Here is a 24,070-nt window from a genome sequence, read left to right on the forward strand (position 1 = left end):
GATATTCGTAACTGGGTCTCACCATAGCAGTCCGCGCGCCTCCCGCGGGAGTGTGTCGCGAAGACCGCCCGCGGCACGCTGCCCCGAGCTAGGAAAGCTACCCTGCGGAGTGGCGGTAGGTCAGGTCGCGGAGCGGCGGTACGTCAGGTCGCGGATCGCGCGGCCCTTCGCCGCACCCTTGCGCTCGAACGCCGTGAGGATGCGCCCGTCGAAGCGCTCCGCGTAGTCGCCCGTGAAGTCGCGCGCGAAGTGCGGCGCGGCGTCGAGCACCTCGCGCATCTGCTCGGCGTACTCCTCCCAGTCGGTCGCGAGGCGCAGCACGCCACCCGGGCGCAGCACACGCGCGGCGATCGCGGCGAACTCCGCCGTCACGAGGCGGCGCTTGTGATGGCGCGCCTTCGCCCACGGGTCGGGGAAGAACACCCAAAGCTCGTCGGCGCTCCCCTCAGGGAGGAAGCGCTCGAGCACCTCGGGCGCGTTCGCCTCGATGAGTCGGAGGTTGCGCACGTCGAGCTCGTCGGCGGCGTTCATGGTGCGCGCGAGCCCGGCGCGGAACACCTCGATCGCGATGTGATCCCGCTCGGGGTGCGTGCTCGCGGCGTGCACGATCGCGTGCCCCTGCCCCGAGCCCACCTCGACAACGAGTGGGGCCGTTCGCCCGAACAGCTCAGCGGGGTCAGCGTTGGCGCCCTCGGCCACGCTCGTCGCGGCCGGACCCCGCGGCACCTCGACGCGGTAGAGCGGCGAAAGCTCATCCCAGCCGCGCTGCTGCCCGGACGTCATCCGACCGCTGCGGCGCACGAATGAGACGGGCTTGTCCCGGAACGTACTCGGGTCGAAGCTCTTCGTGGGGTGGGGCTGCTGCTCGGTCACCCCACAACGGTAGTGCGGCAGCGCCCGAAGGGCAAAGCCCGCGGTACCATGGTGGGACGCTTCACCCACAGGAGGACTCTCATGACCCGACGCATCCTGCTGGTCAACGGCCCCAACCTGAACCTGCTGGGCACCCGCGAACCCGAGCTCTACGGCGAGGAGACGCTCGCCGACGTGGAGGCGCTCGCCGCGCGCGTCGCCGCCGACTTCGGGATCGAGGTGCGCGCCGTGCAGAGCAACCACGAGGGCGCGCTCATCGACGCGATCCACGAGGCGCGCACGGACTGCCTCGGCATCGTGATCAACCCCGGCGCGTTCACGCACACCTCCGTCGCGCTGCGCGACGCGCTCACCGGCGTGGATCTGCCCACCGTCGAGGTGCACCTCACGAACGTGCACGCGCGCGAGCCGTTCCGGCACCACTCGTACATCTCCCCCATCGCCGCTGGTGTGATCGTGGGCTGCGGCGTGCAGGGCTACGAGTTCGCGGTGCGCCGCGTCGCGGCCCTCATCGCACGCTGAGCCCGGCCAGCGCGTCCGTGCACGCGCCCACCCCCGCTACGGCGCCGTGACGAAGATGTCGAGCAGCCCGGGGTTGTGCGCGTGCACGAGCACCGCGAACACGACGGCGTCGAAGAGCAGGTGCACGGTCACCACATAGGCGAGCGAGCGGGTGCGCAGGAAGATCATGCCCTGCATGAGCGCGAACGGGATCGTCAGCAGCGGCCCCCACGAGCGGTAGCCGAGCTCCCACAGGAACGACACGAATACCACGGTCTGCAGCACGTTCGCCAGCCAGGCCGGGAAGTGTCGCAGCAGTACCGCGAACACGGTGCAGATGAAGAACAGCTCGTCCCAGATCCCCACGGCCCCAACGCCGACGAACAGCCGCGCGATCAGGTCCGGCGTGGTCACTTCCGGCCAGTTCTGGTACACACCAGAGCTGATGAAATACCAGGGCAGGATCAGCCACCCGAGCACCAGCACCGCGGCGAGCCAGCTCCAGTGAAACGCGCCCCACCGCCGCCCGCCGCGCCACGGAAAGCCGGTGGCGCGATCCCGATAGAGGAACCGTGACACGAGATACGGCACGAGCACCGCTCCGCCGAGCGCGAGCGTGAACTGCACCATCGACCACGTGTCGAGGCGCGCACCGAGGTCGATCGTGCGGACAATCCCGAGGCCGAGCGCGATGAGCGAGAGATCGCGCAGGAGCGACGGTGGGCGTGCCTCCCGCGGCAGTTCACGCAGCGCCGCGCGATCTGCCGCTCCGCGCGGGATCGGGATCGAGCACTGCCCGCCGCAGCCGCCCCGATCCGCGTACGCTGCAGCGGCGAGGCCCAGCACGAGCAGCACGATCCCGGCAAACAGGTCCTCGAACACGAAGAGCGCCGGAGCCGCGAGCACGGTCAGCGACGCGGCGATGAGATGCCACGGGTGGATCGCTGGCCGCGCCGATGCGCCCAGCCGATGCTCAACAGGGGTTCCCACGCAGCACAGCGTAGCCGCCGGTGCTGCGCAACCCCCGGGTACGGCGGCGAACACGCAGATCAGGAATCAAGAAGTCAGTACCGGGGCGTGCGCGCTACGCTACCCACATGAGCGCCGCCGACTCCGTCATCCACCCCGCCGACTCGCACGACATGATCGTGGTTCGCGGGGCACGCGAACACAATCTGAAGGACGTCAGCGTCGCGCTGCCGAAGCGGCGTCTCACCGCGTTCACCGGGGTCTCGGGCTCCGGCAAGAGCTCCCTCGTCTTCGCCACGATCGCCGCCGAGTCCCAGCGCCTCATCAACGAGACCTACAGTGCGTTCGTGCAGGGCTTCATGCCCTCGCAGGGCCGCCCCGACGTCGACGTGCTGGAGGGGCTCACCACCGCGATCATCGTCGACCAGGAGCGCATGGGAGCGAACCCGCGCTCGACGGTGGGCACGGCGACCGACGTGAACGCGATGCTCCGGATCGTGTTCTCGCGGCTCGGCAGCCCGCGCATCGGATCCCCGAACGCGTTCTCCTTCAACGTCGCATCGGTGAGCGGCGCCGGCGCCGTGACCATGGAGAAGGGCGGCAAGCAGGTGAAGGAGCGCCGCTCGTTCGAGGTGCTCGGCGGGATGTGCCCCACCTGCGAGGGGCGCGGCACGGTCTCGGACTTCGCGCTCGATCAGCTCTACGACGAGACGAAGTCGCTCGCGGACGGCGCGCTGACGATCCCCGGCTACAGCATGGACGGCTGGTACGGGCGCATTTTCGGGGCCCTGCTGCCGATGGACATCCCGATCCGCGACTTCACCGAGGCCCAGCTCGACGACCTGCTCTACAAGGAGCCGACGAAGGTGAAGATCGAGGGCACGAACCTCACCTACGAGGGCCTGATCCCGCGCATCCAGAAGTCGATGCTCGCGAAGGATCGTGAGGCCATGCAGCCGCACGTGCGCGCGTTTGTCGACCGGGCGATCGTGTTCACCGAGTGCCACGCGTGCGACGGCACCCGCCTCAACGACACCGCGCGCTCCTCGAAGATCGCGGGCAGCTCGATCGCCGACGTGTGCGCGATGCAGATCAGCGACCTCGCCGAGTGGGTGCGCGAGATCTCCGACCCCGGGCTCGCGCCGCTCGTCGCGAAGCTCTCGGACACCCTCGATTCGTTCGTGCAGATCGGCCTCGGCTACCTGAGTCTCGATCGCCCCACCGGCACCCTCTCGGGCGGCGAATCGCAGCGCACGAAGATGATCCGGCACCTCGGCTCCCCCATCACGGACGCCACGTACGTGTTCGACGAGCCGTCGATCGGGCTGCACCCGCACGACATCGTCCGCATGAACGAGCTGCTGCTCAAGCTGCGCGACAAGGGGAACACCGTGCTGGTGGTGGAGCACAAGCCCGAGATGATCAAGATCGCCGATCACGTGGTCGACCTCGGTCCGCGCGCCGGCGCGCACGGCGGCGAGATCTGCTTCGAGGGCAGCGTCGCCGACCTCCGCGCGTCCGGCACGCTCACGGGACGCCACCTCGACGACCGGGCAACGCTGAAGGATCAGGTGCGCGCCGCGACGGGCGCAATCGAGGTCCGCGGGGCGAGCACCCACAACCTGCAGGCCGTCGACGTCGACGTGCCGCTCGGCGTGCTGTGCGCCGTGACGGGCGTGGCTGGCTCGGGCAAGAGCTCCCTGGTCCACGGCTCGGTCTCGAACCGGGAGGGCGTCGTGGCCGTCGACCAGGGCGCGATCAAGGGCTCCCGCCGCTCGAACCCTGCGACGTACACGGGGCTCCTCGATCCGGTGCGCACCGCGTTCGCGAAGGCGAACGGCGTGAAGCCGGCCCTGTTCAGCGCGAACTCGGAGGGCGCGTGCCCCGAGTGCAAGGGCGCGGGGATCATCTTCACTGACCTCGGCATGATGGCCACGATGGAGAGCCCGTGCGAGGTGTGCGAGGGGCGTCGATTTGCGGCGGAGGTGCTCGAGTACACGCTCGGCGGCAAGAACATCGCCGAGGTGCTGGAGCTCAGCATGGCGGAGGCGCACGAGTTCTTCTCGGCCGGCGAGGCGCGCATCCCGAAGGCGGCGAAGATCCTCGACCGGCTCGTCGACGTCGGGCTCGGCTACCTCTCGCTCGGCCAGCCGCTCTCCACGCTTTCCGGCGGCGAGCGGCAGCGCCTGAAGCTCGCGATCCACATGCTCGAGGACGCCGACATCTACGTGCTCGACGAACCGACCACCGGCCTGCACCTCGCGGACGTCGAGCAGCTGCTCGCCCTCCTCGACCGCCTGGTCGACGCCGGGAAGAGCGTGATCGTGATCGAGCACCACCAGGCGGTCATGGCGCACGCCGACTGGATCATCGACATCGGCCCTGGAGCGGGCCAGCAGGGCGGGACCGTGGTGTTCGAGGGCACGCCGCGCGACCTCGTGGCGGCCCGCGCGACGCTCACCGGCCAGCACCTCGCCGACTACGTCGCGCGGGACTAGCCTCCCGGCGCGGACGCCAGCTCGTTGAGCGCGCGGATGAGGCGATGCAGATCCCCCACCGCGCGGCGGCGCGGCGTGAAGATGATGCGCGGCAGCTCGGGCCGGTCGTCTCCCCCGCGCTCCTCGGGGAGCGCGTCGGTGCGCGCAATGCTCCCCGTCTCGCACAGGCCGGAGAACCGCGCGTTGAGGTCGGCGAGTTCGGCGTCGCTTGGCGCGGCACGGAGCCGCAGCACCAGCTCGGATCCAAACCACCGGAGTGAATCGTAGTTGCGCCAGAACCCGGTCACCTCGGCGACGGCCGCCGACACCGAGTCGGTGACGAGCACGCGATCGAGGTCGTCGACCGCGACGAGACCGTTGGCCGCGAGCTGCTCCGTGACGAACGCCGCGAAGCCGCGCCAGAACTGCCCACCCTCGCGGTCGAGCAGCACGATGGGGGTGGGCTCCATCTTGCCGGTCTGCTGCAGCGTGAGCAGCTCGAACGTCTCGTCCATCGTGCCAAAGCCCCCTGGCAGGCAGATGAAGCCGCTCGATTCCTTCACGAGCATGAGCTTGCGCGTGAAGAAGTACTTCATCGCGACCTGCCGCCCATCACCGTTCAGCACCGAGTTCGGGGCTTCCTCGAACGGCAGGCGAATGGACACGCCGAGCGACTGCTCGGGCCCGGCCCCCGTCGCCGCGGCCTCCATGATGCCCGGCCCGGCCCCGGTGACCACGAACCAGCCCTCGGCCGCGAGCTGCTCGGCCGCGGCGCGCGCGTTCTCCCACAGCGGGTCGTGCGACTGCGTGCGCGCCGAGCCGAAGATCGTCACCTTCGGCGTGCCAGCGTACGGCGCGAAGAGCTGGAACGCCGCGCGCATCTCCTCGACGGCGGCGGCCGTGATCTTCAGGTCGCGGCGCGGTGTGCCGTCCTGCCCCAGCCCGATCCCGCTCTCGAGGATGCGTCGCACGAGCGTGCGCTGCGCGCCCACCCCGCAGTCAGCGATGAGGGCGTCGAGCCGCCCGCGGAGCTCGAGCGCAGCTGCGGTCGCTGGGGAATTCGTGGCATCGGTCACACGTCCACCCTAGCCGTGCGGGTGGGTCGCGGCACTAGGCTGGGGCCATGCCGGCACGGCGCACTCACTTCGCACCGCGACACGCTCAGGACGAGCTCGCGGCGGCGCTCGCTGCGCTCAGGGCCGAGTTCCAGGTGCCGACGGAGTTTCCCGATGACGCGCTGAGCGAGGCCGCGGCAGCGATCCCGATCTCGGCGCCCAAGGACCTGCGCGGGATCCCGTTCGTCACCCTGGATCCGCTGGGATCGCGTGACCTCGATCAGGCCTTCCACCTGGAGCGCGCGGGATCGGGGTGGCGCGTGCGCTACGCGATCGCCGACGTGCCCGGATTCGTGCAGCCGGGCGGCGCACTCGACCGTGCGGCGCGCTCGCGCGGGCAGACGCTGTACCTCCCGGACGGCACGGTCCCGCTGCATCCGCGGCTGCTCAGTGAGGGGCGCGCGTCGCTGCTGCCAGGAGAGGAGCGCCCGGCGTACGTGTGGACCGTGGAGCTCGACGCCGAGGGAGCCGCGCGCTCGGGCCGGGTCGAGCGCGCCGTGATCCGCTCCCGCGCGCAACTCGACTACCCGGCGGCGCAGCGCGACATCGCGGCCGACCGCGCCGATGGGCCGCTCGCCCTGCTGCGTGAGGTGGGGCTCGCGCGCATCGCGCAGGAGCGGCTGCGCGGCGGCGCGAGCCTCAGCATGCCCGAGGAGGAGATCCGGGAGACGCCGAGCGGCTACCGCATCGAGCGGCGCGACCCGCTGCCCGTCGAGGAGTGGAACGCGCAGCTCTCGCTCCTCGCCGGCATCACCGCTGGCGAGCTCATGCTCGGTGCGGGGGTGGGGATCCTGCGCACGATGCCGCCGCCGGAGGAACGCGCGCTCGCCGAGTTCCGCGGGCGCGTCCGGGCGCTTGAGCAGCCCTGGGCCGACGGCGTGAGCTACGGCGCGTACCTCGCGGGGCTCGATGCCTCAGCGGTCGGCACCCCGGCCGTGCGGCAGGCCGCAGCCGCTCTCTTCCGCGGCGCCGACTACACCCCGTTCGACGGCGCGCTCCCCGCGGAGCCGCAGCAGGCCGCGATCGCTGCGCCGTACGCGCACGTCACCGCGCCGCTGCGGCGCCTGGTCGACCGCTTCGGCCTCGTCGTGTGCGCGTCGATCTGCGCTGGCGAGGAGATCCCGGAGTGGGCGCGCGCAAGCCTGCCGGAGCTTCCGGCGCTGATGCGCGCGTCGAATCAACGCTCCGGTCAGCTCACCTCCGCCGCCCTCGATCGCGTTGAGGCCGCGGTGCTGCATGACCGGGTGGGCCACACGCTCGACGCCGTGGTGATCGAGGTGCGCGGCGAGCGCGCACGCGTGCAGCTCACCGAGCCGCCCGTGACCGCGCAGTGCCTCGCGGACGGGCTGCGTGCCGGCACGCGGGTGCGCGTCCGCGTGCTCGGCACCGACATCGCGAGCGGCACGGTCGAGCTCGCCCCGGCGTAGCGCTACGCCCGGTCGATCGTCGTGGAGAGCGAGATCGACGTGACCGTGTTCTGCACGCCGGGGAGCCGGCTCACGAACTCCCAGATCTCCTGCACGCGGTCGATCGAGCGGGCGTCGACGCGCGCGAGCAGGTCAAAGTCCCCCGTCAGAATGTCGCAGGTCTTCACCTCGGGGATCTTCGCGAGCTCGGCCAGCACCTCGGCGCCGCGCATCCGGTCCACCCGGTACACGAACAGCATCGCGGCGACCCGCTCCCCCTCGCCGGAGCGGCCGCGCACCACCGTGTACCCCTGGATCACCCCCTCGCGCTCCATGCGCTCGATCCGCAGGCGAACGGCGTTGCGTGAGAGGCGGACCCGCTCGCCGAGCGTGACGAGCGAGATCCGCGCATTCGTGGTGAGCTCGGCGAGGATCTGCCGATCGATGTCGTCGCGCTGCATGGTGGGTGCTCCGAGGGCGGCGTCCGCTAGGCGGCGAACGTCTCGTCGAGCGCGGCCGCGAGGTCGGCGAGCAGGTCGTCGGTGTCTTCGAGCCCGACGGAGAGACGCAGGTGCCCGTACGTCTGGAACGGCTCGGGGTACGCGGCGACCCTGGGGCCGTCGGTCCCGACGTGCACGATCAGGGAGTCGTCGTGGCCGAGCGAGAAGCCCGAGGTCACGAGCGAGAGGTGCGCGACGAAGCGGTTCTGCGTATCGGGATCCCCATCGACGGCGAACGCGATCGTGCCGCCCAGGTGGTCTGCGCCGAACTGGCGCACGGCGAGCTCGTGCTGGGGGTGGCTTGGCAGGCCGGGGTAGGCGACGAACGCGACGCGCTCGTCCGCCTCAAGGAACTCGGCGATGCGCTGCGCCGAGCGGTAGTGCTGACGCAGGCGGAGCGGCAGCGTGACCGAGCCGCGCTGGATCTGCCACGCGTTGAACGGCGAGATGATGCCCCCGACATCGACCATCGCGTCGGCCTTGATCGGTTCGATGAGTGCGTGCGAGCCGACCACCGCGCCGCCCATCGCGTCGCCGTGGCCGTTGATGTACTTCGTGAGCGAGTGCACCACGAGGTCGGCGCCGAGCTCGAGCGGGCGGAAGAACGGGGGCGGGGTGAACGTCGAGTCGACGAGCAGGATCGCCCCGGCGTCGCGCGTCACCTCGGCGATCGCGGCGACGTCCGCCACCTTGGTGGTGGGGTTCGCGATCCCCTCGATGCAGACGAGGCGCGTGTTGGGCCGGATCGCTGCGCGGAGCGCGTCGAGGTCGGTGACGTCGACGAACGTGGTCTCGATGCCGTAGCGGCCGGGCAGCAGCTCGGTCCACAGTCGCCAGGTCGCCTCGTAGGTGACGTCGCTCACGATCACGTGCTCCCCCGCGGAGACGTGGGTGAAGAATACAGCGTGCAGCGCCGCGACCCCCGAGGCGAGTGCGACGGCGGCCTCGCCGTGCTCGATCGCCGCGAGCTTCTCCTCGAGCGCGACCTGGTTATGGCCGCTGTTGCGGGTGTAGAGCCCCGGGGCGGTGGCCGACCAGCTGATCTCGCTCGGATCCTCCGGCAGCTCGTAGGAGTTCGCCATCACGAGCGGGGTGCGCAGCGCCTTCGTGCTGTCGCGCAGGATCCCTCCGTGCACGGCGAGGCTGAGCTCGGACAGCGTCTGCGGCTTGCCGCGGTCGGGCCGCTGGGCGTGGGCGGACTGCGCGGTGTTGGCGGACTGCGCGGCGTGGTCTGGCTGCGCGGTGTGCATCTTCGTTGGCTTCACACCTCGAATCATAGTGTGCATTATCAGCATTTTCAATTGCATTTAACGCACGTCCCTCGCGCGCTTCGGCGAACTAGACTGAGGGCATGGCAAAGCGGACGAGCATGGGGCGCAGCATCGAGGTGCTGCTGAGCCTCGCCGAGCACAGCGGCGACACGTCCTCGCCGTGGCGCGTCGGGCAGCTCGCGACGGCCATGGAGCGCGAGCGCTCGCAGCTCTCGCGCACGCTCTCCCAGGCACTCACGAGCGGCCTCGTCGAGCACACGCGCGGCGGCTACCGCACCTCGGTGCTGACGTATGGCATCGCGCAGGCGCTCACGAGCCAGCGGCTCCGCACCGACGGTCTCACCGTGCTCGAACGACTGTCCGAGCGCACCGGGGAGTCCTGCTTCCTCGGCGAGCTCTTCGGCGACAGCACGGTCACGTTCGCCGAGTCGCTCGCCGGCGACACCGAACTCTTCGCCTCCTGGGTCGGCCGCGCCTACCCCGCGGTGAGCAGCGACGCCGGCCAGGCGACGCTCTGGGACGCGAGCGACGACGAGGTGCGCGCGGTGCTCGCCGGGACCGATTTCCGCTCGGGCGGCCCCAACGCAGCGGCCTCCCCCGAGGACTTCCTCGCTCGCCTCGCCACCGCCCGCGAGCGCGGCTACTCGATCGTTGACGAGGAGGCGGAGGACGGCCTCTTCTCGGTCGCGGCACCCGTGTTCGACTTCCGCGGCGAGGCCGTCGCGGCGCTGCAGATCGTTGGGGAGCGCACCGCGCTCGCGCCGCGGGTCGCGGAGCTCGGCGCCGCGTGCGCCGAGGCGGCGCGCGAGCTCACCGCGCTCATCGGCGGTCGGTTAGCCGCCGGCGGCGACGCCGGCGAGTAGCTGCGCGAGCTCGGGCACGGCGCGGCGGAGCCTGGCACGCGCACGATCGTCCGCGGTGTGGCAGGCCGCGGTCACCGCAGCGATCACCTCACCGTCGACCACGATGGGCGAGGATATCTCCACAACGCCGTACTCAAATTCCTCGACCGCCTCGACCACGCCGGCCAGGCGGTCGGCGTCCAGCCGGTCGGCGACCTCCTCGGCGCTGCGCGCGGCCCGCGGCCCGCCGACGCCGACAAAGAGGCTCCCAGCGAGCAGCTCCAGCACCTCGGCCCGATCCCGCTGCCACAGCAGCGCGCGCCCGCCGCCCGTGCTCCAGATCGGGGTCACCATGCCGGGGCGCACCGCGCTGTCCGGGGCGCCTGGCCCCGACTCGAACCGCAGCAGCACGGCGCGCGGCCCGTCCGCGGCCAGCACGCGCACGCTCGCGCGTTCCGCCGAGGCGAGTCGGCGCAGCTCCACCCGAGCGGCGCGCAGCCACGCGTCGTGGCGGGCAGCGCCCAGCGAGAAGTACGCCGGCCCGACGCGGAGCTTGCCGTCCGCGGCTTTCTCGAGCAGCCGCATGTCGAGCAGCTCCTGCGTCAGCCGTGACACGCGGCTCCGCTCGATACCGGTCGCGTCGGCGAGCTGCGACGCGCTCAGCCCGGAGCGGCCGCTCCGTTCGCGCCGCACGACCGCGTCGATCAACGCGATCCCCTGCGCGAATGACGACAATTCCATACCCGCACGCTCGCTGTCAGCCACGCTCCCTAGGGTAGCGTGGGCGGCAGCGCCTCACGCGGCAGCACGCGTCCCCATGAGGTGTACGCCGCGGCGGCGATCATCTGCGCGTGCTCGGCGAACACCTCACTCGTGATCATTTCGGCGCCCTGCGCCCCGTAGAGCACGACCTCGTCGCCGGGGCTCACCCCGGGCACGCCGGTCACGTCGATCGAGAGCGAGTTCATCGCCAGCTGATCGACGATCGGCACGCGCTTGCCGCGCACGAGCGCGATGCCGCGGCCACCGACCGTGCGCGGGATCCCATCGCCGTAGCCGAGCGGCACCGTCGCGATGACCGCGTCGGCGGCGAGCAGGTACTCGCGCCCGTAGCCGACGGTGTTGCCAGCCGGGTACAGGTTCACGCTCGCGATGGGGGCGACGAGGCGCATGGCGCTCCGCTGCCACGGCACGTCGGCCGAGGTGTCCCCGTACACGGCAGCGCCGATCCTCACGAGATCGAAGCGCGCCTCCGGGACCGAGAACGCGGCGAAGGAGGTCGCGCAGTGCACCTGCACGCCGGCGGCCCGCTCGGGGCCGAGCTCCTCGAGCGCCAGCGCGGACTCGCGCGCGAACACCTCGGCGCTGCGCCGCGTGTCCTCGGCCTCCTCGAGCGGGAAGTGCGTGCAGATGCCGCGGACGTCGAGGCCCGTCAGCGAGAACAGCGCACGCAGCTCGTCGCGCGCGGTGCTGGAGTCGAGGTCGAGCGACTCGCGCGAGAGCCCGGCGGAGTTGAGCGCGACGTGCACGGGGATGCTCACGCCCTCGCGGGCCGCGAGCTCGGAGATCGCGCGCGCGTGGAAGAAGCCGCCCACCCACTCCTCGACGCCGAGCGGCAGCACCTCGGCCACCTCGCCGGGCGCGGCGGCGCGCACGCGGAGCAGTCGGCCGGTGAAGCCGGCGTCGCGCACCTGCTGCGCCTCGGCGTTGCTCGCGATCCCGACGCTTCGGAACCCGGCCTCGATGACGAGCGGCAGCACGAACTCGATGCCGTGCCCGTAGGCGTCGGCCTTCACGACGATGCAGACCTCCGTGCCGTCGAGCTCACGCGCGATGTGCGCGAGGTTCGACTGGATGGCCTGCAGGTGGATCTGCGCACGCGCACCGTACTCGGTCATGATTGTGCTCCTCGATTCTCGGACGCTGTGAGCGACGGTGGCCCCGGTGCGCACCGGGGCCACCGCCGCGCTCGGCTAGTTCGCCTGGGACGGCTCCTCCGCGAGCGCCGGATCCTGATCCTGCGCCTGCGCCTTGCCGGCGCCCTTCCGGCCGTGACGCCACCAGAAGTAGACGTAGCAGGCAACGGTGAACGGCACCCCGAAGTAGAGCGCGGCGACCTGATTCGGATCGAACGCGACCGCGACCAGCGAGATCGCCAGCAGGACAAACGCGAGGATCGGCACCACCGGGTAGAGCGGGGTCTTGTACTGGAGCGTGCTCACGTCGCCGCCCTCGCGCACGAACTTCCGGCGGTGGAAGAAGAGCGACGCGGTGATCGACATCCAGACGGCGACGACGGCGAAGCCGGCGACGGAGACGAGCATCAGGTAGACCGTGCCAGGCGCGACCACGCTGGAGATGAGCGACGCGAGGCCGCCCACCATGCTGACGCTCAGGGCGATGAGCGGGATTCCGCGCTTCGTGAGGCGGGTGAAGGCGCGGGGCGCGTGCCCCTCCTCGGCGAGCGAGAACAGCATGCGCGCGCAGGAGAACAGGCCGGAGTTGCCCGCGGAGAGCAGCGCGGTGATGATCACGAAGTTCATGATGTCGGCCGCGAACGGGATCCCGATGTAGTCGTACACCGTGACGAAGGGACTGTCGGTCACGCCGGTCTGCTCGTAGGGCACAATCGCCGCGATGATCGTGATCGCGCCGATGAAGAAGATGACGAGGCGGATGACGGTGCTGCGGAGCGCCTTCGGGATGTTCTTGCCGGGATCCTTCGTCTCGCCTGCGGCGACGCCGATGAGCTCCGAGCCGCTGAACGCGTAGAACACGGCGAGGGACGTCACGACGATCCCCCCGATCCCCACGGGGAAGAGACCATCCTCGGTCACGAAGTTGTTGAAGAAGACGGGCGGGTGCGGCTCAGCCGAGAGCGGCGTGAAACCGAAGATGGCCATGCCACCGAGGACGATGAGGAGCAGGATCGCCGTCACCTTGATGAGGGAGAACCAGAACTCGGTCTCGCCGAAGACGCGCGCCGAGATGGCGTTGAGCACGAAGAGGAGCGCCGCGAAGATGAGGCACCAGACCCAGACGTCAACGCTCGGGAACCAGCGTTGCATCAGGATCCCCGCCGCGGTGAACTCCGAGCCGAGCGCGACCACCCAGCACAGCCAGTAGAGCCACGCGGTGGCGAAGCCGGTCGCCGGGTTGATCGAGCGCGCCGCGTAGATGTGGAAGGCCCCGGAGACCGGGTAGGCAACGGCGAGCTCGCCGAGGCAGGCCATCACGAGATAGACGACCACGGCGCCGATCGCGTAGGCGATGACCGCGCCGAGCGGGCCGGCTTGGGAGATCGTGTACCCCGAGCTCAGGAAGAGCCCCGAGCCGATCACGCCACCCATGGCGATCATCACCAGGTGCCGCGCGCCCATAGAGCGTTGCATCTTGCGCAGCGGGACCTGCGTCACGGTGGTATGTGGAAGCGCGTTGGGAAGCCCTGCTTCCGTGCGGTGTTGAGACATGTGGCTCACCTTCGAGTCAGGCCGGACAGAAACGCCCACAACGTGCGTCATGGACAAAGTGTATTGCACATAGTGCACGTTTGTGCACGGGAATTTACGGTAGCGCCCCGGAACGCCGCGCGGCACACGCTTTTCGGAGGATGCACACTTCGCACGACGCATGAGCAGAACGCTCGGATCGACGGGCTTTTCGACAGGGGAAAGCTGACACTCCCCCGAGTCAAGCTGGATCCAGCAATTCAACGAACACGTTCTGGAGCAGCGAAACATGCGAAACTACACCATTGCACTCATCGGATTCGGCGGCGTCGCCCGATCCCTCGCTGAGATCATTCGCGACGACAGCGACCGTCTCGCGGCGTCACTCGGCTTCCGGATGACGGTGGTCGCGATCACCGACCTCAACATGGGCACGCTCGTGCAGCCCGAGGGCGTCGACCTCGCCGCGGTCCTCGCGATGCCGCGCGGCGCAACGTTCGCCGGCCTGCCCGGCGGCAGCGAAGACGCGCGCAACGAGGAGGTCATCCGCACGAGCAACGCCGACATCGTCGTCGAGGCCACGTTCACCAACCCCGTCACCGGCGAGCCTGCGCTGTCGCACGTGCAGTGGGCGCTCGACGCAGGAAAGCACGTCACCACCACGAACAAGGGACCGGTCGCCCTCGCCGGCGCCGCCCTGCTCGAGCGGGCCGCCGCGAACGGGGTGCGCTTCGAGTTCGAAGGCGCGGTGATGAGCGGCACACCCGTGCTGCGCTTCGCCTCACAGATGCTGCAGGGCACGCGGATCGCCGCGATCCAGGGCATCCTGAACGGCACCACCAACTACGTGCTCGGCCAGATGGCGCAGGGCGCCACCCTCGACGCCGCGGTCGCTGAGGCGCAGCAGCTCGGCTACGCGGAGGCGGACCCCACCGCAGACATCGGGGGCTCCGACGTGCGACTCAAGGTGTCGATCCTCGCGAACCAGATCATGGGTGTCGCGCTCACCCCAGAGGAGATCCCCACCCGCGGCATCACCGACCTCACCCCCGAGGACATCGCGGCGGCGCGCGAGCGCTCGCAGGTGTGGAAGCTCATCGGCGAGGTGACGCGCGACAGCGCGGGCACCGTGCGCGCCGAGGTGCGCCCCATCGCGCTCGATCTCGACCACCCGCTCGCCGGCATCTCCGGCGCGACGAACGCGGTCACCTTCGACACGGATCTCCTCGGCCAGGTCACCGTGAGCGGCCCGGGCGCCGGGCGCATCGAGACCGCGTACGCCCTGCTCTCCGACATCATCGCGATTCACGCGGCGAACGGAGCATAACGATGGCACCCGAGACGCTCACCCGCATCCACGCCGAGCAGGAGCTCGTCGTCACGAACCCCGCGACCGGCGAGGTCATCGACCGGATCGCGCAGCACTCGATCGCCGACGTGCCTGGGATCCTCGCCGCCGCGGCTGAGGGCGCACGCGTCACCGCGCGGCTCTCCCGCTTCCAGCGGGCACAGATCCTCGAGCGCACCGCCGAAACGCTCCGCGCACGCGCCGAGGAGCTCGCCGCTCTCATCGTGAGCGAGGCGGGGAAGACCATCCGGCAGGCGCGCAAGGAGGTCGCTCGTGCGGCGAACACGTGCATGCTCTCCGCCGAGGCCGCGCGCAGCGGCGGCGGCGAGGTGGTGCCATTCGACGCGTTCGAGGGCGGGCAGGACCGGCAGGGCTGGTTCAGCCGCGAGCCGCTCGGCATCATCCTCGCGATCACACCGTACAACGACGCGCTCAACCTCGTCGCGCACAAGCTGGGCCCGGCGATCGCCGGCGGTAACGCCGTGATCCTGAAGCCCGCGCAGCAGACCCCGCTCCTCGCGCGCACGCTCGTGTCGATCATGCGCGAGCACGGACTGCCGGAGGACAGCGTCACGCTCGTGCACGGTGGCCGCGAGTTCGTGCAGGAGCTGGTGCGCGCGCGCCAGGTGCGCATGATCTCCTTCACCGGCGGGTTCCGCACGGCCGAGGCGATCTCCGCGCAAGCCGGGCTGAAGCGGCTCTCGATGGAGCTCGGCGGCAACGCCCCCGTGCTCGTGTTCGGCGACGCCGACCTCGAACACGCGGTCGACGCGTGCGTGTCCGGCGCGTTCTGGGCGGCTGGCCAGAACTGCATCGGGGTGCAGCGGCTGCTCGTCCACAGCTCGGTCTACGCCACGTTCCGGGAGCGCTTCGTCGCGGCGACCGACCGCCTCGTCACCGGCGACCCGCTCGACGAGGCCACCGACATCGGCCCGATGATCACCGAGTCAGCGGCCTCCGCGACGGTCGCGACGGTCGCCTCGGCGGTCGAGGCCGGCGCGCGCGTCCTCACGGGCGGCACGGCGCACGGCAGCTTCGTCTCCCCCACCGTGCTCGAGAACGTGCCGCTCAACCACGCGCTGTGCGCCGACGAGGTCTTCGCCCCCGTCGTGATCCTCGAGTCCTTCGACACCTACGAGGAAGCGATCGAGCTCGCCAACCAGCCGGAGTACGCGCTGCACGCCGGCGTCTTCACCACCGATCTGAAGACGGCGCTCACCGCAGCGCAGGACATCGAGGCCGGCGGCGTCATCGTCAACGACTCGTCCGACTTCCGCATCGACGCGATGCCCTTCGGCGGCGCGAAGTACGGCAGCATGGGCCGCGAGGGGGTGCGCTTCGCCTACGAGGAGATGACGCAGCCGAAGGTGGTCTGCATCCGGCCCTAGTGCCCAGTCGTGAGTCCCCGTACACGACAAGCGACTCGCGCACGGGGACTCACGACCAGACGCGCCTGGGCGCCTCAGCAGGGAACGCGGGCTTCAGCCCTGCGGTCAGCTGCCTCGCCCGCTGGCACACCGATCCCGGCGCGGGCGAGCCGCGTGCGCACCTCCTCGAGGGGGACCGCGTGTGCGATCCGCCCCTCAAAGCCCACACGAGTCTCGGCGCGGAGCACCGAGTTGACGAGTGCCTCTTCCACTGCCTCCATCGTTGCGAGGAATGCCGGAGAAAGATCGTCGTCGCTGGGTGAGGCCCCCGTTCCCACGGACACGGTGATGGCGTAGTCCCCGGAACCCTGTGCAAAGTCCGAACCGGTGCCCCGGAGCGCGAACACCGCGCGGTTCGCCAGTCTGCGAAGCTGACGCGCATCGAGCGGCGCGTCGGTCGCCACCACAATCATGCACGAGTTTCCCACAGTCTCAGCAGGTGCTCCGCTCAACACCTCGCCGGCAGGAATCGGCACGCCGGCAATCTGCAGTGTGCCCGTGTAGTTGCTCTGCACGATCGCACCAATCGTGTATCCCCGTGCTCCAATCCCCACGATGCGTGACGCGGTGCCGATTCCACCCTTGTAGCCGAGTGCGACGGTGCCCGTTCCGGCACCCACGCCGCCCTCAGCAACCGGCCCGGTGGTCGCTGCGGCCAGCGCGGCTCGTACCTCGGCTTCCCCGACCGGCCGGCTGCGAATGTCTGAGAGGAAGCCATCGTTCGTCTCTCCCACTACGGGGTTGAGCGTGGTGGTTTCCTCGTGTCCTGGCTGCTCCAGCATGTACGCCACCAACGCATCCGCGACGCGAAACGCCGAGAGTGTGCTCGTTAAGAGCACCGGGGTCTCGATCGAGCCCAACTCGCAGAGTTGTGACACCCCAACGAGTTTGCCGTAGCCGTTGCCAACGGACAGTCCTGCCGGGATCGATTTCCGGTCGGGCCCGAGTGCATCGGGCACGATGGCTGTGACCCCTGTACTCAACCGGTCGGTCTGCACCGTGAAGTGCCCGACCCTGATCCCTGGCACGTCCGTGATCGCGTTCTCGGCCCCCCGCGCAAACTGCCCCGCGGGGATCCCGAGCTCCGCCGCCCGGGGACGTTGCGTCTCGCTCATCGCACCCGCTCCAGGAACGCGCGCGTGCGCACCGAGTCAGGGTCCGAGAGCACCGCCTCCGGTGTTCCCTGTTCGAGCACCGCACCTCGATCGAAGAACGACAGCGTGTCTCCCACTTCCCGCGCGAAGCCGATCTCGTGCGTCACGACGATCATGGTCATTCCTCGCCTGGCGAGCGCCCGCATCGTCTCGAGCACCTCGTCGACAAGTTCGGGATCCAGCGCACTCGTCGGCTCGTCAAACAGCATCAGGTCAGGATCCATCGCGAGCGCGCGAGCAATCGCAACGCGCTGCTGCTGTCCGCCAGAGAGCTGGTGTGGCCGCTTGAAGCTGTGCTCCCCCAAGCCGACGCGATCGAGCTCAGCACGAGCGCGCTCGTGCGCGTCGGCCCGGGACAGCCGCTTCACGTGGATGAGGCTTGCGGCAACGTTCTCCACCGCGTCCATGTGTCCATAGAGGTTGAAACGCTGAAACACCATGCCGATGCGCGAGCGGAACTGCGCCCATTCACGGTCGCTCCACGGGTGGTAACGCCCACCCTGCAACCGGAAGCCCACCTGTTCGCCGTCCACGGTGAGGCTCCCCCCATCGACGGTCTCGAGGCCGTTGATTGTGCGGAGGAAGGTGGACTTGCCTGACCCAGATGGGCCGATGATGCAGCTCACCTCGCCGCGGCGCACCGTGAAATCGACTCCGGTGAGCACCCGGTTGTCGCCAAACGATTTCTCAACGCCGACAGCGTTGACGAGCAGCTCGGTCATGACGAGGCTCCCTTCTGCACTGCACGCCCACGTCCGGGCACGGTGATGGCTCCCGTGGCGACACGGACGAGCTGCTGCGTAAACGTCTCCCCTCGGACGAGGCGCACACGGTCCTGACCGAAGCGCTTCTCCAGCCGCGACTGCAGGTAGGTCGCGATCGCGGTCATCGCCATGTACCAGAGGCTCGCAACGATGAGCAGCTCGATGATGAGGTTGTTTTGCTTGTAGATCTGACTTGCCTTGGTCATGAGATCGTTGCCGGCGACCACCACGATCAGCGAGGTGGTCTTCAGCATCGAGATGAACTCGTTTCCTGTGGGCGGAATGATGATGCGCAGCGCCTGCGGGAGAACGATCAATCGCATGGTCTGTGCCCTCGTCATGCCGCCCGCCAGTGCTGCCTCGGTTTGGCCGCGATCTACCGCCTGGATCCCCGCGCGCACCGTCTCAGCGAAGTACGCCGCGAGGTTCAAGCCGAGTCCCAGGAGCGCGGCAACGCTTCCGCTGATCACGCTATTCGTATCCCACCGCATCCCAATACTGGTGAAGGGGATCTTCAGCGTGATGTACGGCAGGAGGAACGCGAGGTTGAACCAGAAGATGAGCTGCACGAGCACCGGCGTGCCGCGGAAGAACCAGATGTACCCCTCCGCGATCCAGCGCAGCACCGGGTTGTGCGAGAGTTTCATCACGGCGAGCACTACCCCGAGGACCAGTCCGAGAATCGTGGCCGCGATACTCACCCAGATGGTGACGACGACGCCCTCGAGGATGCGCGGAGAGAAGAGATACTCCCACACGCGATCCCAGCGAATGCGTTCATTGAACACCACGATTGACACGGCCCATGTCACGCAGGCAAGCGCCAGGGCGCCGGTGATCCAGCGCTTCACGTGTCGTGGCCGCGCAATCGGGATAGGAGCCCCATCCGAGCCCGCGATGGGCTCGGTGCGGGCGTGAAGCTGCACACTCATCGTTTGTCCTCGCGTTCCTCGGACGCGCCTACGCGCCGCCGTTAATCGTGGCCTTCGGGAGCGCCATATCGCCGAGGCCCCACGCGTCGAGGATCTCGGCGTAGCTGCCGTCGTCCATGAGCGACTGCAGCGCCTGCTGCACCGTCTCCGCAAACTCGGCCTTGGAGTTGTCGATACCGATGCCCCAGATGCTCTCGTCGCCCTCGATACGCACCGCGTCCATGTGTGATTCGGGATCCGCCGCGCGCGCAACCGCCACCGGGTAGTCGGTAATCGTGGCACTGGATCGGCCACTCTGCACGCTGAGGTTTGCTTCACTGTCGCCGCCCAGCAGCAGGATGTCGTAGGCGGACTTACCTGCGCTCTCGCAGTCGCTCGAGAACTGTTCGGCAAGCAGCGCCGAGGATCCTGACTCGACCGCGGCGACGGTCTTGCCGCAAAGGTCCGCGGGCACGGTGATCTTGTCCGGGTTGCGCTTCGCGACAAGGAACGCGTTCCCGGCCTGAACGTAGTCGACGAACGTGGTCGTCTCTCGACGCTCCTCATTGTCGGTCATCGAGGAGAGCAGTAGGTCGTAACGGCCCGAGATGAGGCCGGGGATCATCGCGTTGAACTCCTGGTCTTGGATCGAGAGCGTGAGGTCGAGTTTGCGGGCGATCGCGTGCGCGATGGCCGGATCGACGCCCACGATGTCTGTACCATTGGTGCCCCACTCCTCCATGGGCGGATAGCCCACCGAGGTGGTTGCGCGGAGACCGTTCTTCCGAATGTCGTCCGGGACCTGCGCGGCGAGCTCCGCGTCAGCGGTGATCCCCTCGAGCACATCCTTGGCCTTCTCCTCCGAGGGGATCGGCATGAACTCGCTTGCGCTCGATTCGGTATCCCCACCGCCCGAGTCGACGTCAGCGAGGCTCTGTCCGCCGCACGCGGTCAGGCCGACAAACAGGCCTCCCGCCGCGAGCAGCGTGGCGGTCCGGGCGAACGCCCGGCTGGAAAGGGTGAGTCGTGGCTGCATTGCTACTCCTACTGGTGTGGCGCCCGGTTCGGGCGGTACGTGGGTGGAACGGTGGTCTTCACTATTGGTCGTCGCGCACGAACGCGACCGCGCCATCGACGACGGTCGCCGCCGAGGTGACGTTGGCAAGCGCGGACGGCGGGATCTGGGTGGGATCCTCGGTCAGCGCGACGAAGTCGGCGTACTGCCCCGGCGCAATTCGTCCGACGCGTTGTTCGAGCCCAGCCGCATAGGCGGCACCCGCGGAGTACGCGCTCAGCGCTTCGGGAACGCTCAGCCGCTCATGAGGCTCGAACCCTTCCACGGGCTCACCCGCTCGATCTTGTCGAGTCACCGCCGCGTGTACTCCGAACATCGGCGACGTGGGTTCGATTGGAGCGTCCGACCCGAATGCGAGCGCGGCACCCGAGTCGAGCAACGAACGCCACGCATAGTTGGCCAGGCGACGCTCCCCGATCCGCTGAGCGGCAAGCGCGTAGTCAGTGGTGCAGTGGGTGGGCTGCAGTGAGGCGATCACACCCAGGGAGTGGAAGCGAGAGAGATCCGCGAGCGCGATGTGCTGCGCGTGTTCAACGCGGTTGCGCAGCCCCATGCGCTTCGTAAGCTCGTGGTGTTCGGCGTATGCATCGAGAACCAGACGATTGGCCCGGTCACCAATCGCATGTGTGGCGACCGCGATGCCTGCCCGGTTGGCACGTTTCACCAGTGCAGCGAGTTCTTCGCGTCGCAGCACTTCGATGCCGGCATTGCCTGGCGCGTCGGCGAAGTCCTCACCCATGTGGGCGCTGTGCGACCCGAGCGCGCCATCCGAGAAGAGCTTCACGGGCCCGACCGTAAACCAACGGTCACCACCACCCGTGCGCCAGCCTGCATCGATCGCGGTGTCGAGGTCCGCCATCGGGATCCCCTTGTGCACGCGGATCTTCAGCGCCCCGTCATCGCGCAGGTCGAGGAGTGCGCGACGGGTCGCAGCCTCGTCGAGATCCGTCACGTGAGTGATCCCCTGTGCCAGCACGGCATCTTGGGCATGCTTCAGCAGCCCAGGCAAATCAGGATCCATCCCGCGCTCAGATAGCTCGCGCACCTCGTCGGAAATACTTTCCCGCACGACCCCCGCGGGCTCCCGCCCGTCCGGCTCGCGTGCGATATCCCCGCCGACCGGGTCCGGGGTGTTCCGATCGATTCCTGCGGCGCGCAGCCCCGCAGTGTTGAGCCACGCTGAGTGCCCGTCCAGGCTCGCAAGCGCGATCGGTCGGTCAGCGCACACGGCGTCCAGATCGTGTCTGGTAGGCACTCCGCTCGCCCAGCGGTTGCTGTCATAGCGCCCGCCCACGACCCATCCAGATCCAGGGTGCGCGCGCAGGTAGCTCCGCAGCCGATCCTTCGCCTCGGCAAGCGAGGAGCAGGATCGGAGATCCAGCGCCACCAACGAGCGTGCAACGCTCCCGAGGTGAATGTGGGCGTCATGAAACCCTGCAACAACCGCACGGCCCGGGAGCGCGACCTCCGCCGCGTAGGGTGCCCGGTCTCGGAGCTCCCGACGGGCGCCAACTGCGACAATAATGCCGTCCGAAACGAGGATCGCGTCGGCCATTGTTCCTGAGTCTGCACCGCGCGCGACGACCGCATCGCTGAGGATGCTCGGATGCGTATACAGCGTCTCGACCATCAGCACTCCTCATCCTTGTGGTTGCTCTCGGGATCTCCTGAGGCAACAATAGGGGCAGAGAACGGCACGGTTCAATGCGGCACCCACGTCGATGCGCCATGCTGAGCACAAGGAGAACTCATGCTCAATCCGATCCATTTGCGCACACTCGTTGAGGTCGTGCAGCTGGGTTCATTTGCTGGTGCAGCGAATCGTCTGGGCTACACCGCTTCGGCGGTTTCGCAACAGATGACTGCGCTCGAGCAGTTCGTCGGGGTCCCGCTATTTGAGCGAACCGCGCGCAGCGCCCATCCCACCGAGGCCGCGCGCGCGATGTCACGGGCAGCAGCCCCGGTTTTCGCCGACCTCGACACCATTCTCGAAGCCGCACGCACGGCACATGACAGTGTGTCCGGCGAGGTCTCGGTGGTGCTGTACGCGAGTCTGGCGCGGGCAACGCTGGCCCGCGTGTACGCGGATCCTGTGTTCCAACGGAGCGGAGTGCGACTGCGCATCACCGTGCAGGATCCCTCGGCCGCGGTTCGCTCGCTCGCGGCCGGCGATGCGCCGGACATCGCATTCGTGTACCGGTACGCTGGCAGCGGCCTCGCATGGCCGCCCGCCGTACACCAGCTCGACCTTGACCCCGACTCGTATCGGCTCATTGCCCCTGCATCGTGGCAGCTTGGGCAGAAGCTTCGTGACCTTCCTGCCGCGGAGGTGCTCTCGGAGCTGCCCTGGGCGCTCCACCATCCGGGCACGAGCGATGCGACGGTGATCGAAGGAGTATTTCGCCAGGCTGGGATCCGCGCACGAGCGATGACCCATAGCGACAGCTTCGACGTCGTCCTCGATCTCGTGGCCGCGGGCGCGGCCAGCGCATTCGTACCGAGCGTCGTGGCGCGTCTCGCCCCGCGCGGGGTCGACGCCTTCGACGTACCGGGACTCGAGCTCTCCCGCGATGTACACGCGCTCGTGTCGCCCAGTGCCCCTGGCCCATCAACGCGGGTGGTGCTCGCAGCAGTCCAACGCGCACTCGCTCCAGACGCAGACGCGAACGAGGTTCCCCAACCGAGTGGCGCGGCTTAGTCCCGCGCGGGCATGGGTTTGAGGCCTGCGCGCTCGACCTGGTGTCCGAGGCGCAGCACCGCGCGCTCGGTGCGCGCGACGATCTGCACATCACCAATTGCAAGAGCTGGCAGATTCACGCCGGACCAGACGGCCGTGTAACGGCCGAGCGCATCCTCGTACTCGTGCTCCGGGTCTCCAGTTCGTGGCACAGGACAGCCGAGGGTGGGGAGCACCACGGCATCAATTTCGGCATCGTGCCATCCGCCCAGCAGTTCGGTGCGCAGCCGCGCGAGCGTTCGCATGCTCTCTCGATGGCTCCGCTCGGTACTCCGCTGTGCTGCGGTGAGCTTTCGCGCAACGCTCGCCCCGTACTCGGGGGCTCGGGCGGGAAACCGCCCGGCATGCGTGTGCGCCGCCTCGTACCGAAACGCGGGCCACAGCGCAGCCAACGTTGCCTCGATGAACGCCTCTCCGAACCGTTCTCCGCTTCCTGTACCCCATCTCGCCGGGATCACCGTGGCTCCCGAACATGCGAGTGCAGCGAAGAGGTCACTGCCCAAACGTGCGTCAGGATCATGCACCCCGATCCGCAGTGGCGCCCCCGCTTCGCTGTCCGCATCCGCACTGGTCCCCTCGAGCGCGCGCCAGGCCCACGCGACACGCTCAACGCTGAACGCCATCGGCCCGACCGTATCGAATGACGGGCAGAGCGGCCGCACCCCGCGCAGGTCCAGGAGTCCGGCACGCGGGCGAAGCCCCACAACGCCCACACATCCGGCCGGCATGCGAATAGACCCTGAGGTGTCGGTTCCCAGCGCAACGTCGGCCAGACCAACCGCGAGCGCGGCAGCGCTTCCGCCTGAGGAGCCGCCCGGGATCCGCCCAGGGAGTGCGGGGTTCGGCACCGCACCGAACCACGGGTTATTGCTCGTCACGCCGTAGGCGAACTCGTGGAGGTTCACCTTCGCGACGGGAATCGCTCCGGCATCCACCACCGCCTGCACCACGGGCGCCGACTGGACAACCGGCTCAGACTCTTCGAAAGTGAAACGCGAGCCCTCGCTCGTGACCGCACCCGCGACATCGATGTTGTCTTTCACCGCGAGCCTGAGCCTCGGCTCCTCAGTCGGCGCCTCGGCAACTCCCGAGCGTGCAAGCGTGGTGATGACAATGCCAGCGGGGTAGTCGCTCACGTGGTCTCCTCGATGCGTCCCGCCGGCGCGGGCCTGCGCTGCTCACGCTAGCACCGAAGGCCGCGCGTGCTCACGTCCCCAAGGCGCACTCCTCCTGCTGCTCAGCATCTCGATT

21 protein-coding genes and 1 pseudogene are annotated in these 24,070 nt (G+C 69.1%); 8 read left to right on the plus strand and 14 right to left on the minus strand.

Annotation, left to right across the window (positions count from 1 at the left end; translation table 11 throughout):
- Positions 1–120 precede the first annotated feature (120 nt).
- A complete protein-coding gene (trmB, locus tag EGM46_RS03935; RefSeq protein WP_125098866.1) occupies positions 121–873 on the minus strand; it encodes a tRNA (guanosine(46)-N7)-methyltransferase TrmB in 753 nt (250 codons plus the stop codon).
- Between the two features lie 81 nt (positions 874–954).
- On the opposite strand from trmB, the gene aroQ reads away from it, so the two are divergent.
- Positions 955–1,395 carry a type II 3-dehydroquinate dehydratase gene (aroQ, locus tag EGM46_RS03940; RefSeq protein WP_125098867.1) on the plus strand — a complete coding sequence of 147 codons (441 nt, stop codon included), beginning with the start codon at positions 955–957 and terminating at the stop codon, positions 1,393–1,395.
- A gap of 36 nt (positions 1,396–1,431) precedes the next feature.
- Here the strand turns inward: aroQ and EGM46_RS03945 are convergent, their stop codons facing one another.
- Positions 1,432–2,340, minus strand: coding sequence for a CPBP family intramembrane glutamic endopeptidase (locus tag EGM46_RS03945; protein WP_125098907.1), 909 nt, complete (start codon positions 2,338–2,340; stop codon positions 1,432–1,434).
- A 131-nt stretch (positions 2,341–2,471) separates the two neighbouring features.
- Here EGM46_RS03945 and EGM46_RS03950 point away from each other — a divergent pair, with 131 nt between their 5' ends.
- A complete protein-coding gene (locus tag EGM46_RS03950) occupies positions 2,472–4,841 on the plus strand; it encodes an ATP-binding cassette domain-containing protein (protein ID WP_125098868.1) in 2,370 nt (789 codons plus the stop codon).
- Here EGM46_RS03950 and EGM46_RS03955 read toward each other — a convergent pair.
- Complete coding sequence (locus EGM46_RS03955) at positions 4,838–5,896, minus strand: TIGR00730 family Rossman fold protein (RefSeq protein ID WP_125098869.1); 1,059 nt, start codon at positions 5,894–5,896, stop codon at positions 4,838–4,840. The genes EGM46_RS03950 and EGM46_RS03955 overlap by 4 nt on opposite strands.
- A 47-nt stretch (positions 5,897–5,943) precedes the next feature.
- Here EGM46_RS03955 and EGM46_RS03960 point away from each other — a divergent pair, with 47 nt between their 5' ends.
- A complete protein-coding gene (locus EGM46_RS03960; RefSeq protein ID WP_125098870.1) occupies positions 5,944–7,362 on the plus strand; it encodes an RNB domain-containing ribonuclease in 1,419 nt (472 codons plus the stop codon).
- A 2-nt stretch (positions 7,363–7,364) separates the two neighbouring features.
- Here EGM46_RS03960 and EGM46_RS03965 read toward each other — a convergent pair whose 3' ends face one another.
- Complete coding sequence (locus EGM46_RS03965; protein ID WP_125098871.1) at positions 7,365–7,802, minus strand: Lrp/AsnC family transcriptional regulator; 438 nt, start codon at positions 7,800–7,802, stop codon at positions 7,365–7,367.
- Between the two features lie 26 nt (positions 7,803–7,828).
- Positions 7,829–9,127: a trans-sulfuration enzyme family protein gene (locus tag EGM46_RS03970; protein ID WP_241156164.1), complete on the minus strand. Its 1,299-nt coding sequence runs from the start codon at positions 9,125–9,127 to the stop codon at positions 7,829–7,831.
- 65 nt (positions 9,128–9,192) lie between these two features.
- Here EGM46_RS03970 and EGM46_RS03975 point away from each other — a divergent pair, with 65 nt between their 5' ends.
- Positions 9,193–9,975 carry an IclR family transcriptional regulator gene (locus tag EGM46_RS03975; protein WP_125098872.1) on the plus strand — a complete coding sequence of 261 codons (783 nt, stop codon included), beginning with the start codon at positions 9,193–9,195 and terminating at the stop codon, positions 9,973–9,975.
- Here EGM46_RS03975 and EGM46_RS03980 read toward each other — a convergent pair.
- From EGM46_RS03980 to EGM46_RS03990, 3 genes are all read right to left on the minus strand, one after another.
- On the minus strand, positions 9,946–10,695 hold the full coding sequence (locus EGM46_RS03980; protein ID WP_125098873.1) for an IclR family transcriptional regulator: 750 nt from the start codon (positions 10,693–10,695) through the stop codon (positions 9,946–9,948). The two genes, EGM46_RS03975 and EGM46_RS03980, sit on opposite strands and share 30 nt — an antisense overlap.
- 29 nt (positions 10,696–10,724) lie before the next feature.
- Positions 10,725–11,852, minus strand: a complete 1,128-nt coding sequence (gene alr, locus EGM46_RS03985; RefSeq protein WP_125098874.1) for an alanine racemase — start codon at positions 11,850–11,852, stop codon at positions 10,725–10,727.
- 75 nt (positions 11,853–11,927) lie between these two features.
- The gene (locus EGM46_RS03990; protein WP_241156169.1) at positions 11,928–13,346 is read right to left on the minus strand and encodes an amino acid permease; all 1,419 of its coding nucleotides are present in this window, start codon (positions 13,344–13,346) and stop codon (positions 11,928–11,930) included.
- Between the two features lie 346 nt (positions 13,347–13,692).
- Here EGM46_RS03990 and EGM46_RS03995 point away from each other — a divergent pair, with 346 nt between their 5' ends.
- Both EGM46_RS03995 and EGM46_RS04000 read left to right on the plus strand, forming a co-directional pair.
- Positions 13,693–14,730, plus strand: coding sequence for a homoserine dehydrogenase (locus tag EGM46_RS03995; RefSeq protein ID WP_125098876.1), 1,038 nt, complete (start codon positions 13,693–13,695; stop codon positions 14,728–14,730).
- 2 nt (positions 14,731–14,732) lie between these two features.
- Complete coding sequence (locus EGM46_RS04000) at positions 14,733–16,139, plus strand: aldehyde dehydrogenase family protein (RefSeq protein ID WP_125098877.1); 1,407 nt, start codon at positions 14,733–14,735, stop codon at positions 16,137–16,139.
- 74 nt (positions 16,140–16,213) lie between these two features.
- On the opposite strand, the gene EGM46_RS04005 is transcribed toward EGM46_RS04000, so the two are convergent.
- From EGM46_RS04005 to EGM46_RS04025, 5 genes are all read right to left on the minus strand, one after another.
- Positions 16,214–17,293, minus strand: a complete 1,080-nt coding sequence (locus EGM46_RS04005; RefSeq protein WP_125098878.1) for a P1 family peptidase — start codon at positions 17,291–17,293, stop codon at positions 16,214–16,216.
- Positions 17,290–18,054 carry an amino acid ABC transporter ATP-binding protein gene (locus EGM46_RS04010; protein ID WP_125098879.1) on the minus strand — a complete coding sequence of 255 codons (765 nt, stop codon included), beginning with the start codon at positions 18,052–18,054 and terminating at the stop codon, positions 17,290–17,292. Before EGM46_RS04010 ends, EGM46_RS04005 begins: the two co-directional genes overlap by 4 nt.
- Complete coding sequence (locus EGM46_RS04015) at positions 18,051–19,028, minus strand: amino acid ABC transporter permease (protein ID WP_125098880.1); 978 nt, start codon at positions 19,026–19,028, stop codon at positions 18,051–18,053. The genes EGM46_RS04010 and EGM46_RS04015 overlap by 4 nt, the downstream gene beginning before the upstream one ends.
- Positions 19,029–19,056: 28 nt before the next feature.
- Complete coding sequence (locus EGM46_RS04020) at positions 19,057–20,043, minus strand: transporter substrate-binding domain-containing protein (RefSeq protein ID WP_125098881.1); 987 nt, start codon at positions 20,041–20,043, stop codon at positions 19,057–19,059.
- A gap of 61 nt (positions 20,044–20,104) precedes the next feature.
- Positions 20,105–21,712, minus strand: coding sequence for an amidohydrolase (locus EGM46_RS04025; RefSeq protein WP_125098909.1), 1,608 nt, complete (start codon positions 21,710–21,712; stop codon positions 20,105–20,107).
- 120 nt (positions 21,713–21,832) lie between these two features.
- Between EGM46_RS04025 and EGM46_RS15180 the strand changes: the two are divergent.
- Positions 21,833–22,009: pseudogene (locus tag EGM46_RS15180) on the plus strand (helix-turn-helix domain-containing protein); the annotation flags it as partial.
- Between the two features lie 15 nt (positions 22,010–22,024).
- A complete protein-coding gene (locus tag EGM46_RS04030) occupies positions 22,025–22,780 on the plus strand; it encodes a LysR substrate-binding domain-containing protein (RefSeq protein ID WP_241156165.1) in 756 nt (251 codons plus the stop codon).
- Here the strand turns inward: EGM46_RS04030 and EGM46_RS04035 are convergent.
- Positions 22,777–23,955 (minus strand): amidase, encoded by a 1,179-nt coding sequence (locus tag EGM46_RS04035; RefSeq protein WP_125098883.1) that lies wholly within the window; start codon positions 23,953–23,955, stop codon positions 22,777–22,779. The genes EGM46_RS04030 and EGM46_RS04035 overlap by 4 nt on opposite strands.
- Positions 23,956–24,070 lie beyond the last annotated feature (115 nt).

The sequence above is a fragment of the Leucobacter chromiireducens genome (genome assembly GCF_003917135.1).
GTDB lineage: Bacteria > Actinomycetota > Actinomycetes > Actinomycetales > Microbacteriaceae > Leucobacter > Leucobacter chromiireducens_A.